Origin of the sequence: Paenibacillus ferrarius, from assembly GCF_002027705.1 — a bacterium.
In the GTDB taxonomy this organism is placed as follows: domain Bacteria; phylum Bacillota; class Bacilli; order Paenibacillales; family NBRC-103111; genus Paenibacillus_E; species Paenibacillus_E ferrarius.
In genome coordinates this window covers 102,971-118,283 of record NZ_MBTG01000034.1, presented here as the reverse complement: position 1 = coordinate 118,283, position 15,313 = coordinate 102,971, and the positions used below count along the sequence as shown (strand labels likewise).

The following is a 15,313-nucleotide window of genomic DNA, read 5'->3' as shown; positions in this document are numbered from 1 at the left end:
TTAACCAAGGGAACCTAACTCTATAAACGAGGAGAGCATCTCGGACTTCAATTCCAACAGTGGAAAATTGTCCGGATAAGTGGCATACATAAGCATGATGCCATGCAAGGCGGTCGAGAAGTGAAGCGACTGCAAAGAGGGATTGGCTGCTCCTAGCTTCTTGAAGATATCAATCTGCAGCTTGGATTGGCGAACCATTTCATCTTTCAGCAATTGACTGTATGCAGATACGGTTTCGTCGGCTTCTGGGTGAGTTTGTATATGCAAATAAAAACGATACACATTTGGCCTCTGCTGCACATTAAGAAGGGCATGCTCGACGATGTACGTCAGTTGCTCAACTGGAGTTGGCTTTGCGATGGCTTCGTCCATGACGTGGACGATTTCTTCGATTCGGTTCAGCACCAATTCCTTTAGGAGATCGGCCTTCCCAGCAAAGTAATTGTATAATAAGCCTTTTGAAATGCCAGCACGTTTGGCCACATCATCAATGGATGCCGCATGATAGCCCTTTTCTATAAAAACCTCCACTGCTGCTGTACGTATGTTTTCCTTAGCCAGCTGCCGTATTCGGTCATTTTCCTCGCGCGTTCGCGGCATCTCTCTCACTCCTTCAACATATCCTTTCTCTTTACACATCATCATAATGAACACGGAATGGATAGTCAATAAATGCATTGACTGACCGTTTGTTCAATATAAATCAATGCGCGGTGGTCTAACTATAGATGTGTGAATTTTCGCATATAAGAGCCCCTAGGAGCTTCTATTTGCAAAAAAAGCGGCTGTTGCTCACGAATAAAAGTCTTTAGAGACTCTTATCTCGGGGCAAAACCTCCTAGCTACGGATACAGAAAAAGAAGCTGCCAAGTAGATACATCTACGTATGAGGCAGCCCCATCTAAGCGTTCTTATTCAAATCTATACATATTCTTTGGCGTGATAAGGACCGCCTTCTTTCATTACGGTCCACAATGGGTCCGTATCCTCTTTCATGGACAGCATCATGTCATCATGCCATTCATTTAGCAAGTAGATCGCTTTCAGGCAGATATCGCTTCTTTGTTCAGCAAGATTGTACTGCTCGTAAGGATCATTAACCAAATCAAACAACATCTCTTTGGGGAATCCATGGTGTCCGTCATGGTAGGTTCGGATGTACAGCCAGTTCTCAAATCTGACACTGCGCTGGCAAACATGCGCGCACTGGGACACGACAAGGTACGGCCTGCCCGTATCCGTGCCTTTTGTAATACTATCGGCATAGCTCAACCCATCCCATGAATCCGGCTTAGACGCATCAAGCAAGCTTGCCAGCGTAGGGGCGAGGTCCAACTGATAGTGAAGCCCATCGTCTACGCTTCCTTGCAGACCACCTGGCCAACGGATGATCATCGGAATCCGGCAGGTTCCTTGATCGGCTGTGCCGTGTTCGGAATAAATGCCTAATTCCCCCATGTTTTCTCCATGGTCAGCACTGACAATAATTGCCGTATCCTCGAGAACGCCAAGCCTTTCAAGCGTCTGAATCACTTGTCCGATATGCTCATCCATATAACGAATGGCAGCATCATAATTATCAATAATGACTCTCAAATCATTATGTTCCCTAATCATCTCGCTATGTCGCGGATGTCTATAGTAATGCGATTGGGCGAGCTTATTCATATCTTCAATACTATGCTGCCCTTTTTTGAGCTTGTGCTGCTGAAAGACATCCTCCGTAATCCAAGCCGGCATCGGCTGATCCGCAAACGGGTTACCGAAATGATCCGGGGTTCTGTATGGCGTATGCGGGTCCCAGAAATTCAGATGCAAAAACCAATCATCTGCCTTCGCGTTATCTTCTAACCATTTGAGCGCTACGGGTAAAACTTGTTCAGCAGATTCTCCGCCTCTGCCCCCAACATTCAATACTTCATTAAACCCTGCGTTAAAGGTCCATACGGAATGTCTTTCCGAGAATGTGCTGATCGATGCCGTCTTCATGCCAATCTTGCGCAATACGCCTGGAAGGCTTTCTGTCGCCAAGCGATCACTGAAACCGCGCTCCATCCCTTCACGCCTCATATCCGCTGCTGTCCCACCATGTCCAACTACGCCGGTGTGAATCCCGAATCTGCCCGACATTAATGCCGATCTGGATGGCATACATGGCGCATCGGAGCAGTAATAGTTGTTGAATCGTACACTCTCTTCTGCGATACGATCAATGTTGGGAGATGTCGCACGGTGATAACCATAGCAGCCGAGATGATCTGGACGCAAGGAATCTAAATCCAAATAAAGGATTCTCATAGTTCTTGTAACCTGCCTTTGATGTATTTTGTAGTTGCAGCTTGCCGTTTGCAGCTATAGTTTGTGTCTCATCTGTCGTTAGCCTTTCACTGCCCCGGCAATCCCATCTACAAAGTAGCGCTGCAGGAACAGGAAAATAACAATGATCGGAAGTATAGCGATCGTGCCACCGGCGGCAATCCCCGTCCAATCCACGACATTTTCACCCCGGAGCGCATACAAGCCAACGGCAAGAGGCCGCAGATTAGGCGAACTGAGTGTTAAAATTAATGGGATCATAAAAGAGTTCCAAGACCAGATGAACTGCATGATTGTCACACTACCGACGATTGGCTTCGATAACGGCAGCATAATTGTGAAAAAGGTGCGAAAAAATCCACAGCCGTCCATAATGGAGGCTTCCTCCAGCTCCTTGGGAATCTGGCCGAAAAAAGTAGAAAAGAGCAAAATAAAAATGATATGCGCTCCCCCAGCTTCTGCAAATATAACACCTAGCAAATTGTTCATTAGTCCCAAATGTTTGATCAGATCATAAATCGGAATAATCGCAAATTCCATCGGTACAAACATACTGGCGACGAGAACCCCCAAGACCAGCTTCTTCCCTTTAAATACATATCTGCCAAGCACATATCCGCATGTTGCCGTTGCCAGTAGTACGATGAGGATCGTACTGACGGAAATAACCACACTATTGATAAAATATCGTTCAAAATTGGCTTCATTCCACGCTCTAACCAAATTCCCCATTTGGAAGCTGTTAGGAATCAACCGCAGTCCATTGCTGAAAAATTCGCTCTGCGTCTTGAAGGAAGCGGAAACCATCCATAAGAACGGATAAATCCAAACGATGCAAAAAGCGGTCATGACGACGTGGAACAATGATAATCTGAGGATTTTCATAATTTGGCACGACCTTTAATTCGTTTATTCAGCACGGATTGGATAATCGCGAGCGCACTGATGGTTACTGCAAAGAAGAGTCCGGCAGCAGACGCATACCCAAGTTGCGGAAGCCCTATTTCACTGGAGAAGGCGTAGCGATAAATATAGGTGGACACCACATCCGTTGCGAAGAAAGGGCCTCCGTTAGTCATCGTTTTGATCAAATCGAACACTTTCAGAGAATTGACAACATTGAGCAGTAAAATGACGGCTCCTATAGGCAGAAGCAAAGGTACGGTTATATGAACGAACAATTTAGTCCCTCTTGCGCCATCCACTTCAGCCGCTTCATACAGATCCTTTGGAATCCCCTGAAGCCCGGCAAGCCAATAAATCATATTAATACCGAGATTTTTCCACACCGAAATGAGGACCACGGTAAACATCGACCATTTGGCATCTCCCAGCCAATTAATCGGGGTGCTGAGCAAACCTATTTTCATTAACGCATCATTGACAGCTCCATCGCTGCCCCATATGAAAACCATAATAATACCAACAATCGATGTCGTTGTAACAACGGGCAGGAAGATTAAGGTCCGGTATATGCTGGCTCCTTTTAGCCGGGGACGATTCAATATAACAGCTAGTATTAATGGAATGATCAGATTAAGCGGCACGACACCAAACATAAATTTGAAACTATTTTTAAAAGCGTTCCAAAAGTAGGGGTCCTTCGCCACATTAGCGAAGTTATCCAGTCCGACATAGGTGGCATCGGATGTTAACCCCGACCAATCCAACGTGGCATAGTACAAGCTGGCCGCAATCGGCCAGCCTTGAAACAAGACGAAAAGCAATAACGTTGGAACCAGGAATATCCAACACCACAATTCAATTTTCCACTTGGTTTTCACGATGTGTGAACTCCCCATTATTTGATCGATTTGTAATCTTGTTCTGTGTAATTTTTATCTGGGCTCCAATTGGAGAAAACGAAGTCATTCTTGTCTACTTTGGCGCCTTCCGACTTCGCCTTCGCGATAGCCGTATCCAACGATTTATTAACGAGATCGGAATACTGCTTTAGTGGAGCGGTTGGATCTTTGATCGCCCCGGATACGACGCCTTGCAGGATATCGCCCACACCAGGCTGAACATCCTTATAATTCCCATACACACTTGTAAGCTCAGGGTTTCTAATCTGCGGATTCGGGATTAAACGGGAAGATTTCTGAACAATGTCGTAGTATTGCTTAAACTGCGGAATTTCAGAGGAACTCTCATTAACATCCTTTAAGATCGAGAACCGGTCTCCCGCTTTAACCAATACGGACTGATATTCCTTGCTGAAATATTCCTTCAAATAAAGCGCAGCCTCTTTCGGATGTTTCGATGTCTTCGACATTCCGATCCAAGCACCAATGGTTGACTTAGGCAGATACCCCTTCTGTCCATCGTCCGGCACCGGAGGCATCATCACACCGAAATCCAAATTAGGATTATCCCGTTTCCATACACCGATGGACCATTCCCCTTGCAAAATGAAACCAGCCTGACCTTCGCCAAATAAGGCGCGAGCTTCAGGTGCGGATATGCTCATCGTCTTCGGATGAAAGCTTCCGTCATCTTTCATGCCCTTGAACAAGTTCATGACATCTACAACGGCTTTGCTGTCATAGTTCGCATCATGCGTAGCCAAACTGATCGGCGATTGTTGGTTTAACCCGCTGCCGCCCAGCGCGGACCAGTCCATGGCTGCCAGCTTCCAACGGCCGATTTGTTTGCCACCCTCGATGATACCGTACGCCTTGCCTTTACCCGCTTCTGTAATTTTCTTCGCCGCCTCGCGGAATTCTGTGTATGTTTTTGGCGGGTTGTCGGGGTTTAGCCCCGCATCTCTAAACAGCTGCTTATTGTAATACACAAGCGTACTCGGCACGCTAGAAAGCGCAGGTATGGAATAAACCTTGCCATTCAACACCGTCGAACCTTCCACGAACACGCCATCAATGAATTGGTTCTTAAAAGCATCATCGAGGTACGCATCTAGTGGCTGATACCATTCTCCTTTAACTGCCATACTCAGCGACATATTGCCTGGAATAGGGAACAAATCCGGCGCATCTCCCGATTTAATCGCTGTTGTGATCGTGTTCTGGAATTGATCAACGCTCATTAGCGTATATTCGATTTTGATATTGGGGTATTTCGCTTCAAAATCTTTGATAAATTTCTCGCGATAGGGCTTCTCGCTGTCTGCCCAGTCCATCACTCGCAAGGTAATCTTCTCACCAGTTGGCGCTGCATCGGCTTTATTTCCCGAAGTTCCCGTTGCTGCGGGAGTTCCCGTACTGGCTGTATTCGCAGGAGAGGCAGAGCAAGCCGTAATGATTTGTACAATTAGTGCAGATCCGATTAAAATAGCAGAATATTTCCTTTTTTGTACCATTGATATTTCCCCCTCTTTAAGATTACAAATATTCGCAGATAACCTTGTTTAGTCAACCATTCCGCTAATTGTATGCGCTGTCAAACCCTCCTCACCCTAATCTATACTTCATATGTTATCCTACAACTTATCCGCAGACCATGTAGGCACGATGCCAGTTTTTGTACTTTTGATACTTTTACGAAAATTACTAGGAGACATATGGAACGACTTCTGAAAAACACGATTGAAATGCGACGCGTCATAAAAGCCGCATTTCTGCGAAATTTGCTCGATGGTGTTTTCCTGGTCTTCCAGCATTCGTTTCGCTTGTATTAATCTCATTTTTTGCAGCATCTGCATCGGGGTCAGCTCATATACCTGCTTAAAAGCCCGGCTAAAATAGACAGGATTCATATGGTAAATGTCAGCTAATTCCTCACGCGTAATATTCCGCTCCAAACCCTTCTCAATATAATGAAGCGCATAATTAAAGCGGGCAATTTCGAATGTATCTCTGGATGCACGCTTTTCTCCGATCTTGGAGCTTTCCACAATCTCATGAAGCAGAAACAGCGCCAGAAAACCTGCCTGCACGGACCCCTGTTCATGATCTTTTTGCTGCCACATGTCTTTGAGTTCGTCGAATTTCTTCTCATACAGAGCGGTGTCCCGAATTGTAATTACCTTGTTGAACGAGAACAACTGAAAGAAATCTTCTCCCTCTCTAACATGCAATTCTATACTAAACAGGAAGTGAATCCCTTCCTTTTGCGAAATCACATTAAAAGGCGTATCAGGGCGATGAATCATCACGTCACCAGTTTTGGCGATATACTCCTTGCCGTCGTCTGTCGTGATTACTTCCCCATCTTTGATATAGGATACCGTCAGATAAGGCTGGGTGAAATCAAACATGAACCGGGAGTAGTATTGTATTTTTTTCACATCAAATAACGTTATCGCAAATTGATCCTTCACCTGTGTCGACAAAATAGATTCACTCCTGTCTCTTTTTCAGTGATTATATCAAAAAAACGATCATCCCCGATTAAATATCGAGAAATGATCGTCACTTATGACTAAATCGTTTATGGCATGCTCGTCAAGAAAGTTTTTACCGTGTTTGCAAAGTTATAGCTGCTTGCCCCATCCCAATTAATCGACCATGTCATGGCGCCACGAATATCCGGATATTTCGCTACAGGCTTGTAGCTTCCGCAGTTAGTCCCGGCAGCCAAGCAGCTGAGCGCATTGTTCACGACCGTAGGAGTGACATAACCTCCTCCGGCAGATGAGGCCGTAGCTGGAAGACCCAGCCCAAGTTGGGAAGGCGCTACCCACTGCAGAGTCAAGTCAGATAGTGCCGTCAAGAAATTTATTGTGCCTTGGGAATAACAGAGACCATCGCGACCCAGCATGCAGCCGGAGTTGTAATACTGAACATTAATGACCGTCGTAATATCCTTTAGGTTCGTGTAGAGCTGCATATAGGACGTATTTTGATTCTGCATGTCTATCGTTTGCGGGGCCATGGTCAAAATGAAACCGGAGCCAACTTTCTGCTGCAGTTGACGAATAGCGCTAGTTAAATTCGCAACATTCATGCCGTTCTCCAGATCGATATCGACGCCATCGAACCCGAATTGTGTGATTAGGCCATACATACTATTTACAAAATTGCTCACATTGGGGGAAGCGGCGCTCAAATCAATATTGCCATTTTGCCCTCCGACGGAAATGATCACCTTTTTGCCTTGCGAATGCTTAGCCTGGATATCGCTGATAAGATTAGCATTCGTGTAGCCGCCAAGCGCCGTAGACAACGAAGAATCGACATTAAAAACAACTCCGCCTGGTTTGGTCGCATCCATATCGGCAAAAGCCACGGCAATCAGATCATATTGGCTTGGTACCGCGCTAAGCTTAAGATTCGTTGCACCATTCGTGAAGTTTTGCCAGTACCCTGTGAGGATATGTTTCGGTAGTAGGCCTCCTCCGCCAGAGCTTTGGGTTGTTCCGCTAATCGCCGAACTTGCAGCAGAAACATTGCCAGCAGCATCTTTGGCTTTGACAGTAAAAGAATACGCTGTGCTTGCTGCAAGTCCTGTAACAGTAGCCGTCGTAGCCGTTACAGACACTGACAACGCCGCTCCTACGTAGACGTCATACCCTGTTACGCCAACATTATCCGTAGATGCAGTCCAAGATAAGGAAACACTGGATGATGTAGTCCCAGTTACGCTTACATTCGCAGGAACCGTAGGAGGTTGTGTATCACTTCCCCCCGTATTGGTCGCAGCACTCGTCGAGTTGCTGGCAGCGGACACATTGCCTGCTGAATCTTTCGCTTTAACTGTGTACGTATAAGAAGTGCCCGCACTTAATCCCGTATCCGTGTAAGATAATGTACTGCCGGAAACACTGCCAACTAACGCCGAAGCTCGATAGATATCGTATCCCGTAACGCCAACGTTGTCTGTAGCCGCGTTCCAAGCCAGTGATATGCTGGATGTTGTGGTTCCGGTTGCGTGTAAGTTGGAAGGCGCCGTTGGAGCTTGTGTATCTCCGCCTCCACCTTGAACGAGTCCCCACAAGGCAGGTACGTTTGGCGGTTCCCAGCCTACTAGAGAGGTATGCCCTTGTATGCATTTGTAGCTGCTTCCGCTATAAGTTACCGTATCATTTGCCGCATAGGATACATTAGGCGCCCAAGCACCTCGATCCGCAGCAAAGGCCATTCCCGGAATCAAAGCAATGAGTAAAGCTGCAATCAACAGAAAAGCAACCACTTTCTTTAACCCCGTCGGGTTGTGTGAAGCATTTTTCATAAAATTCCTCCTTTAATTATCTGTACAGTCTCTAATCCTCCATCCGAAAAACGACTGCGGTCGAATTCTACACCCCCTCAAGAATATCCAGATAATATCCAGTTACATTTCCAATTTAATCCATTACCGCACTTCTTCTCAAGTGCAAATACGTATTATAACAGGGATAATATACTCTTACTGGGCTGCCTAGCTCGGCCAACCGGCTTAGCTAAACGATATTTCCAAGCAAACAAAAAAATCCCGTGGGAGCACTATGCTTTCCCTCGGGATTTGATCACCAATTCAAACAAGCAGCAGTTTAATGCCGGACAACCCAAAGCTAACTAGGCAATACCGGTCCGTCCATATCCTTTGGGCACCAGCATCGACCCAACCGATCTTATCCGTGAAGCTGGTCGGTCCGACAAACATGACCTCACCCTTCAGATGATGATGGGGTCCGAACGTATTACGGCCGCTTGTTATTACTTCAATTTCAAGATTCAGCATGTCGTCCACCGGCTCCACGCTCAATTCCAGTTGGTTTGCTCCCCAGAGAACGGTTCCTGCACGTTGTCCGTTCACGGTGACGCCAAAGGCAGGACAGCGCATATTGTCCCATTGCAGGACAAGCCTTTTGCTGTTATTTCGCAGCTCCGTTCGTACACTCTCTGACAAAGGAATGGACTGGTTCAAAACGATGCGCCCCGCATAAAAAGACAGCCCTTGACGCGTGATATCCTCCGCATGGAGCTTCTCCGGCAGGTCAGTCAGCAGAAACGGCCCCTCTGTCCAGAGAGCATCCCCCACTGCGGACTCCCAGTCGACGGCCGGCTGAACGGCAAACGGACCCAGCACATACAGACTCTCGATCTCCACATCGAAGATCAGCTTATTGCGAATGGGGGCCAGGTTGGCTCCTACAACGCCAAAGAAACGATAAGTCTCCTCATTGCACTGAAAAAGCCCGGAGATGCGGATGGCATTCCACCCGGCCTTCACTTGACGTCCAATCGGAATCGTCGGAAAGCTCCTGTCGCCGCCAAGCCAGCCGTCAGCTTCATCCGCGTAGACGGATTGGCCGTTTACCTCCACCTGCCAATACTCGGGACGCTCTATCGCCAGCTTCCATAGCGATTGGTCGGTGTGCAGCAGAAGCTCATCTGCTGTCTCGAACGTGTAGACCATTTCAATGTGAACCGGTCGCTGCATAGCGATGCAGTTCTCTTGAATGTTCAGCACGTATGTGGAAGGCATCCAATCGCCGCCATCTATGCGATATACCGCATAGTCAAGCGTTATAACATTAGGCATGTTCAAACGATACTGCCATGCTGCCTCCAGCGGAATGACGAGGGGGGCAGCTGATGTCTCCTTCGCCACAGGCAAAGCTCCAGCATCTTCGGTACAATCCCGAATCGCGAAAAACTTGGACTCCCCAGGGGCTAACTTTATAGTCGAGGCCATCGCGCGCACATCATCTTTGGATTCCGTTCCCTGTTCCAAGATAAGCTCCGTCCAGCATCGCTTGTCTGCTTCTTGAATTTGCAGCTCGATGAAGCCGGTGTCGCCAGTATGAACAGCATACAGCAGCTTCATTCCTGGCATGCGACGCTCCTGAACATACAAGTACCGCATGGCATCAGGCGAAGCTTCGCTGACCGCTAGCCAGTCTTTTCGTGCCAGCACGTGATCCTCTCGTGCCAAGGAGCTCACATTCGCAACACGGATAACAGCATCGCTCGCAAACCATGACGCCACTTCTCTACAGGGCTTCCCCTCCAAATAACAGGGCGCTTCACCAATAAGTATAACTTTGCCGCTTTCCGCTGCCATTAGCTTCAACAAAGCAAAGGTGGAGACATCCAACGTAAGCAAGCCACTGACGATAACCGTGTCATAATTCTGACAGCCTACATGCAGCAAGCCTTCTGCAGCCTTGCCATAATTGCGAATCAGGGCTTCATCACCATAATCGAAGTCACGCTGAAGAGCCAGCAGTTCAGCGGCTAATGCCTCCATATGCGCTTGCAGATCTTTCACTCTTTGCCCATTCTGCAGCCAAGCCGTGCGAATAGGGTGAAGCACGAGAATACTCGAATTAGCTTCTCCAAGCGTCAACAAATAAGTAAGCCTTGCGAAATAGTCATTGAACTGTTTGTATACGTCCCACCAGGGCTGCTGCACATACAAAGAAGGCGGATAATCCCGCTTGCGGACTCCGCGAATCGAATACGATTGCAAATGCGGACAAAGCCGGTTAACTCCAAGTACAAACTGCCATTCGGCCAGCTTCTTCATCTCGCGGAAGCTCAAATTCCACCCGCAGCAGCCAAACGTTTCCGTAATAACAAAGTCTTTGCCTAGCTGACGGGCAACCGATGCAGCTTGCTTGGGCAGCAGCACACTCCGCGTATCTCGCCCCAGCATGTCGATGCCTGGCATGTGCATCTTCTCATAAAGCGGCATGACGCCTGCCGTATGATGCATTTGCTCAGCTAAAGTATCCTCCCCCATAAAGTGCCCCGTTAACTGCCAGCCGTGCGCGTCACACCAATCAGCGACAAGCCCAACGGAATGCTGGAATCTTTCCGTCACCAGTCTCCAGTATGCATAGCGTAAGCGATACGCTTCTTCCAACACGGGCTGATCCTGTTCATCAGCCTCGGCGAGCAGCCAGCCGACCGCAGCATGTACCGACTCCCCGTAACGTTCCTGATAGACGGTATCGAAACCATCCGACCAAGGAATACCGGAGAACTTGAACTCATCTGTGAAAATGCCGGGAATTCCTCTCTTGCCGAATCGCTCCCCGAAGCGTTGGAAATAGACCTCATGACATGCCTCTATAAAGGCCTCTATCGCCTTTTCCGAAAGAATGTCTATATAGTAAGGATTCACACGACACATGACGGCGATACCTTCGTCCCAGTCCCCCTCTGCCAAGGAAGATTCCAGCATCCGCCACCGCTTCTCTTTCTTATGACGTACGAGCAGATATTTGAAATCCTCGTTCTGGCGAAGCATTTCGATTTGCTCATCTGCGCCTTCGGACATCACCTTAATTCCTTCGAGCGATTTTTGCTGATAACGAAGTCCCAACTGGGGGACTATGCCATTGGCCGTGCCGCTGGGCCACCCGTTTTCGTCATAGCACCAAGCCTCCAGTCCTTGAATCTCAGCCTCATTCACTGCCACTTCAACGGCATCCATGAATGCTTCCCCCATATAAGGGGTAAGCAGCCCCTGCCGGGTATGCATGAAAAAGCCGCCTAATCCAGCGAGCTTCATCTCGCCAATCTGACGGCGCAGTTCATCCGGCTCCAGCTTATCGTTCCATGACCAGAAAGGCACGCTTCGGCAAGCAGCCGGAGGATGAAGAAAGGTCGCCGCTTCGAACAAATTCTGTTTTTTTCCATTTTCAATACGATCCAATGCTATCCGCTCCTCTTCATACCCAATCTCTACATTTCTTCAGCTGTCAGCGAAAAACTTCTGTGGGGAAGTCCCCGTTATTTTTTTGAATAAAGTACAGAAATACTTTTCATTATGAACACCAACAGCCTCAGCCAACTCCAAATTGGAGTAGTTGTTTTTGCGAAGCAGCCCAATAGCCCGCTCAATTCTTCGCTTGGAGACGTAATCAGTGAAATTAACGCCCAACTCTTTTTTGAACAGCTCGCTCACATAGGTGGGATTCAAATGAATATGCTCCGCTACAAGACTGAGTGAGATCGATTCCTTCAGATGATCCTCGACGTATCTCATTGCCTTTACCATTTCAGGACGAAGACCGCTTCCTTCCGCAAGCGTCCCGAGCCGCTCCCCTTGCAGCCGCAAACGCTCCACCAGTTGATGCAGATGCGTACAATCAGCGAAAGTACCCCTTATGGCATCAGATTCGGCATGCTCCGCCGGCAGCAGACCCTGCCGAAGCCGGACACACCAGCCCTCGACATAGTCAACCAGCCTGTCAGGGTTTACTCGGTGATCGTGCAGATGAGGAAGCAGCGGTGCAAGCACTTCGCGGGTAGACTTGGCACTTACCCGCACCAGCGCCCGCTCGAAGTGTTCCGTAAGCTCGCGCCAGTCGTGTTCGGTGTAGCTGAGCCTTCGGTTAAACGTCACGATTGTACCGAAACTGGCATAGAAGGTATCCCTAAGCGCCTCTTTCGCTTCCTCATAAGCGGCCGCAGCTTGACCCCATCCGCTATGCATACGGCTAACACCGACTGAAACCGATATCCTCAAATAGGTTTTGATGGCGTCGCGAACATTGACGCCAAGCTCGTAACAATTGTTATCAAACATTTGTTCACTGCCGGCATGAATAGTGGCAAAGGCCACCATGACACTAGGCTGCAGCTCGCAAGCGAAACAGCCTCCCACCCCCTGCAGCACTTCTTCAATAATGTTCAGCATGCCGTATTTCAGCATGTTGCGGTCTGACGGAGAGAATTCCGAGCAGAAGACGTCGTAGTTATCGAAGCGGATGGCAAAGCAGCCGTATTGACGCGGCTCGAAGCCAGGCGCTAATTCCATGCTGCGACGTTCCATGACAGAAACCGACACTTCGCCCCGCACAAGCTCTTCCAGCAGATGCTTGCGCAAACGATGTGAATTCTCCTTTACGGAACCGCTCAGGCTTTGAATCCTATGTTCCTTCTCTTCTCTGGCAATTAAGTTATCCCGCGCTTTGGATAAGGCGGTGAATACATCCTCTTCACGCAGGGGTACTTTCACCAGATATTCGAACACGCCTATGGCGATAGCTTGCTTGGCGTAGGCAAAGTCGGAATAAGCGCTTAGAATAATGACCTCTACGCTGGGCATACGCTCGCGAAGCTCGCGAATAAGCTCAATGCCGCTCATCCCCGGCATGACGATGTCCGTCAGAATGAGGTCCGGCCGCAGTTCGGCAGCTTTCTCCAAAGCTTCGTCGCCGGAATAAGCATAGCCGACGAGTCGAAAGGGCAGCTGCCTTTCCGCCCAACGCTCGAAATACTTCTCCAGCCGGCGCACCATGGGCGGCTCGTCATCCACGATCAGGCATGTCACCTCTCTCATGACTCCACTCTCCTATCCAGAACTTCCTGCTTCGCAAGCTGCTTTTCGGCCTCATCCGGGAACGTGAGCGTTACGCTGGTTCCCCGGCCCGGCTCACTCCAAACGCTTAGTCCGTAAGGCTCCCCGTAGTTCAACCGGATACGCTGATGAATATTGTATAAGCCAATTCGTTTACGCTTATCCCAATTTCTCTCTACGGGATCCTCTATCAGCAAATCTTTCGTTTTTTCAGTTGTCATCCCGATGCCTTCATCCTCAACAACAATCACGAGCATGCCTTCGCGGATAGCCGACGACAAGCGTATCGCTCCGGACTTGCGGCCTCCTGCGTAACCGTGGAAGATGCTATTTTCCACGATCGGTTGAAGGGCCATACGAAGCACTGGCAGCTCCAGCGTATCTGGATCAATTTCTTCCACAAGATCGAACTCGCAATCGTACCGAATCATTTGAATATAGATATAATCTTTCACATTCTTGAGCTCCTGCTCCAGACTGACACGGTCGGAAAATTCCGTTATTCCGTATTCCAAAATGGATATCAGCGCTTCAATGATGTTATCCACCTCATGATAGCGGCCGAAAGCCACTACATTGCTGATTGACCCCAGAGTGTTATATAGAAAATGGGGATTGATCTGCGATTGCAGTACCTGAATCTCCAATTCTTTCTTCTTGCGCTCACCGCGATTCACATGCTCAATTAGCGTCCGAATCTGGTGCAGCATGTCATCGAATGTTTGTGCCAGCTTGCCGAACTCATCCTGGCGCGTGCTTGATATGTTGACATTCAGATCGCCATGATTGACCTGGTTTATTTTGCGGATGAGGTAATACACGGGCGTTCGGATCATCCGAGCGACAAGACCTGCCGTCACACCGCTGAGCAGGAAGCCAAGCAGCAGCAGACCAACAAAAAAAGTTTCCAACCGATTTAAAGATTTCTGCAGATCGGTGCCGTCGTAAAGGGCAAATACAATCCATTTGGTACGTGGATTAATGCTCTTCATGATCGTTACCACCGTCCCGTTTATCCGTTCCTCAAAGACATCGTCCTTGGCTTCGACAAGCTTGCGCCCGTCCCAGTCATCAAAGCGGAGCCGATGATCAACAACATTGAACAACCGGCTGCCGGTAGGCTCCAGAATTACGCGTCCTTCCTTATCCATAATCCCCAGCTGCAAATCATTGCTGCCCTCTCCTACCCGCTGCAGCCTCTCTTGCAGGGCTGTCAGGTTGAGATCGACGGCAAACGCCATCGGCTCTCCGGCAATCACGATCGCCCGGGTGAAGGTGACCGTCCAGCCAGAAAAAAAGTTAGCATAAGGCTCGCTGACCTTCACTGCACCATTAGCAGATCTGTAAGCCATCTGATACAGCGGATCTCGGTCCTCCCTGGCGTCATTGAACACTTTGCTGACCGGGTTGCCGCCTAGGATAGACAAATCCTTGCGGATCAGGTACACATCAGAAAGCATCACGGAGTTTTCCCGGTAGACGTTCTCAAGCGCGGCCTGCGCAGCAGTGAGATCATTACGCCACGAATCCGCCGATGAGGATAGCTGGGATATCGTATTTTGCACAAGCAGAAAATAGAGGTCGATATACTCCTCCTCCTTATGCAACAGCTGCGTAGCTTGATTGAGCTGACTGGACGTAATTTCATTTTCGATATACCGGTAGGACAGCGCACTGAGAATGGCCTCCGAGCTAAGTACAAAGACGAAGCAGACCAGAAACAGTCGAAACGAGACGGTATGAAACCATCTCTTCATCCACTTTTTCATGCAACCCGCTCCTCTCCGCTGAAAATAGGGAA

General features: G+C 48.5%; 10 protein-coding genes. All 10 read right to left on the bottom strand.

What is annotated here, in order from left to right:
- The 10 genes from BC351_RS28950 to BC351_RS28905 all read right to left on the bottom strand — a co-directional run bounded on the left by BC351_RS28950 (position 1) and on the right by BC351_RS28905 (position 15,281).
- On the bottom strand, positions 1-600 hold the full coding sequence (locus BC351_RS28950; protein ID WP_079417555.1) for a TetR/AcrR family transcriptional regulator: 600 nt from the start codon (positions 598-600) through the stop codon (positions 1-3).
- A 321-nt stretch (positions 601-921) separates the two neighbouring features.
- Positions 922-2,298: a sulfatase family protein gene (locus BC351_RS28945; RefSeq protein WP_079417553.1), complete on the bottom strand. Its 1,377-nt coding sequence runs from the start codon at positions 2,296-2,298 to the stop codon at positions 922-924.
- Between the two features lie 78 nt (positions 2,299-2,376).
- Complete coding sequence (locus BC351_RS28940) at positions 2,377-3,201, bottom strand: carbohydrate ABC transporter permease (protein ID WP_079417551.1); 825 nt, start codon at positions 3,199-3,201, stop codon at positions 2,377-2,379.
- Entirely contained in the window at positions 3,198-4,100 is a 903-nt protein-coding gene (locus BC351_RS28935; protein ID WP_208629864.1) for a carbohydrate ABC transporter permease, read from the bottom strand. The genes BC351_RS28940 and BC351_RS28935 overlap by 4 nt, the downstream gene beginning before the upstream one ends.
- 17 nt (positions 4,101-4,117) lie before the next feature.
- Positions 4,118-5,635 (bottom strand): ABC transporter substrate-binding protein, encoded by a 1,518-nt coding sequence (locus tag BC351_RS28930; RefSeq protein WP_079417547.1) that lies wholly within the window; start codon positions 5,633-5,635, stop codon positions 4,118-4,120.
- Between the two features lie 120 nt (positions 5,636-5,755).
- A complete protein-coding gene (locus BC351_RS28925; RefSeq protein WP_079417545.1) occupies positions 5,756-6,607 on the bottom strand; it encodes a helix-turn-helix transcriptional regulator in 852 nt (283 codons plus the stop codon).
- Positions 6,608-6,705: 98 nt separating this feature from the next.
- Positions 6,706-8,445: a fibronectin type III domain-containing protein gene (locus tag BC351_RS28920; RefSeq protein ID WP_079417543.1), complete on the bottom strand. Its 1,740-nt coding sequence runs from the start codon at positions 8,443-8,445 to the stop codon at positions 6,706-6,708.
- Between the two features lie 285 nt (positions 8,446-8,730).
- The gene (locus tag BC351_RS28915; protein ID WP_079417541.1) at positions 8,731-11,862 is read right to left on the bottom strand and encodes a glycosyl hydrolase; all 3,132 of its coding nucleotides are present in this window, start codon (positions 11,860-11,862) and stop codon (positions 8,731-8,733) included.
- Between the two features lie 39 nt (positions 11,863-11,901).
- Positions 11,902-13,494 (bottom strand): response regulator transcription factor, encoded by a 1,593-nt coding sequence (locus tag BC351_RS28910; protein WP_079417539.1) that lies wholly within the window; start codon positions 13,492-13,494, stop codon positions 11,902-11,904.
- Positions 13,491-15,281 (bottom strand): cache domain-containing sensor histidine kinase, encoded by a 1,791-nt coding sequence (locus BC351_RS28905; protein WP_079417537.1) that lies wholly within the window; start codon positions 15,279-15,281, stop codon positions 13,491-13,493. Before BC351_RS28905 ends, BC351_RS28910 begins: the two co-directional genes overlap by 4 nt.
- Positions 15,282-15,313 lie beyond the last annotated feature (32 nt).

What these genes read in the sequence shown, in the direction of transcription:
- BC351_RS28950 (WP_079417555.1), bottom strand. Translation starts at nt 600, where the DNA reads ATGCCGCGAACGCGCGAGGAAAATGACCGAATACGGCAGCTGGCTAAG.
- BC351_RS28945 (WP_079417553.1), bottom strand. Translation starts at nt 2,298, where the DNA reads ATGAGAATCCTTTATTTGGATTTAGATTCCTTGCGTCCAGATCATCTC.
- BC351_RS28940 (WP_079417551.1), bottom strand. Translation starts at nt 3,201, where the DNA reads ATGAAAATCCTCAGATTATCATTGTTCCACGTCGTCATGACCGCTTTT.
- BC351_RS28930 (WP_079417547.1), bottom strand. Translation starts at nt 5,635, where the DNA reads ATGGTACAAAAAAGGAAATATTCTGCTATTTTAATCGGATCTGCACTA.
- BC351_RS28920 (WP_079417543.1), bottom strand. Translation starts at nt 8,445, where the DNA reads ATGAAAAATGCTTCACACAACCCGACGGGGTTAAAGAAAGTGGTTGCT.
- BC351_RS28910 (WP_079417539.1), bottom strand. Translation starts at nt 13,494, where the DNA reads ATGAGAGAGGTGACATGCCTGATCGTGGATGACGAGCCGCCCATGGTG.
- BC351_RS28905 (WP_079417537.1), bottom strand. Translation starts at nt 15,281, where the DNA reads ATGAAAAAGTGGATGAAGAGATGGTTTCATACCGTCTCGTTTCGACTG.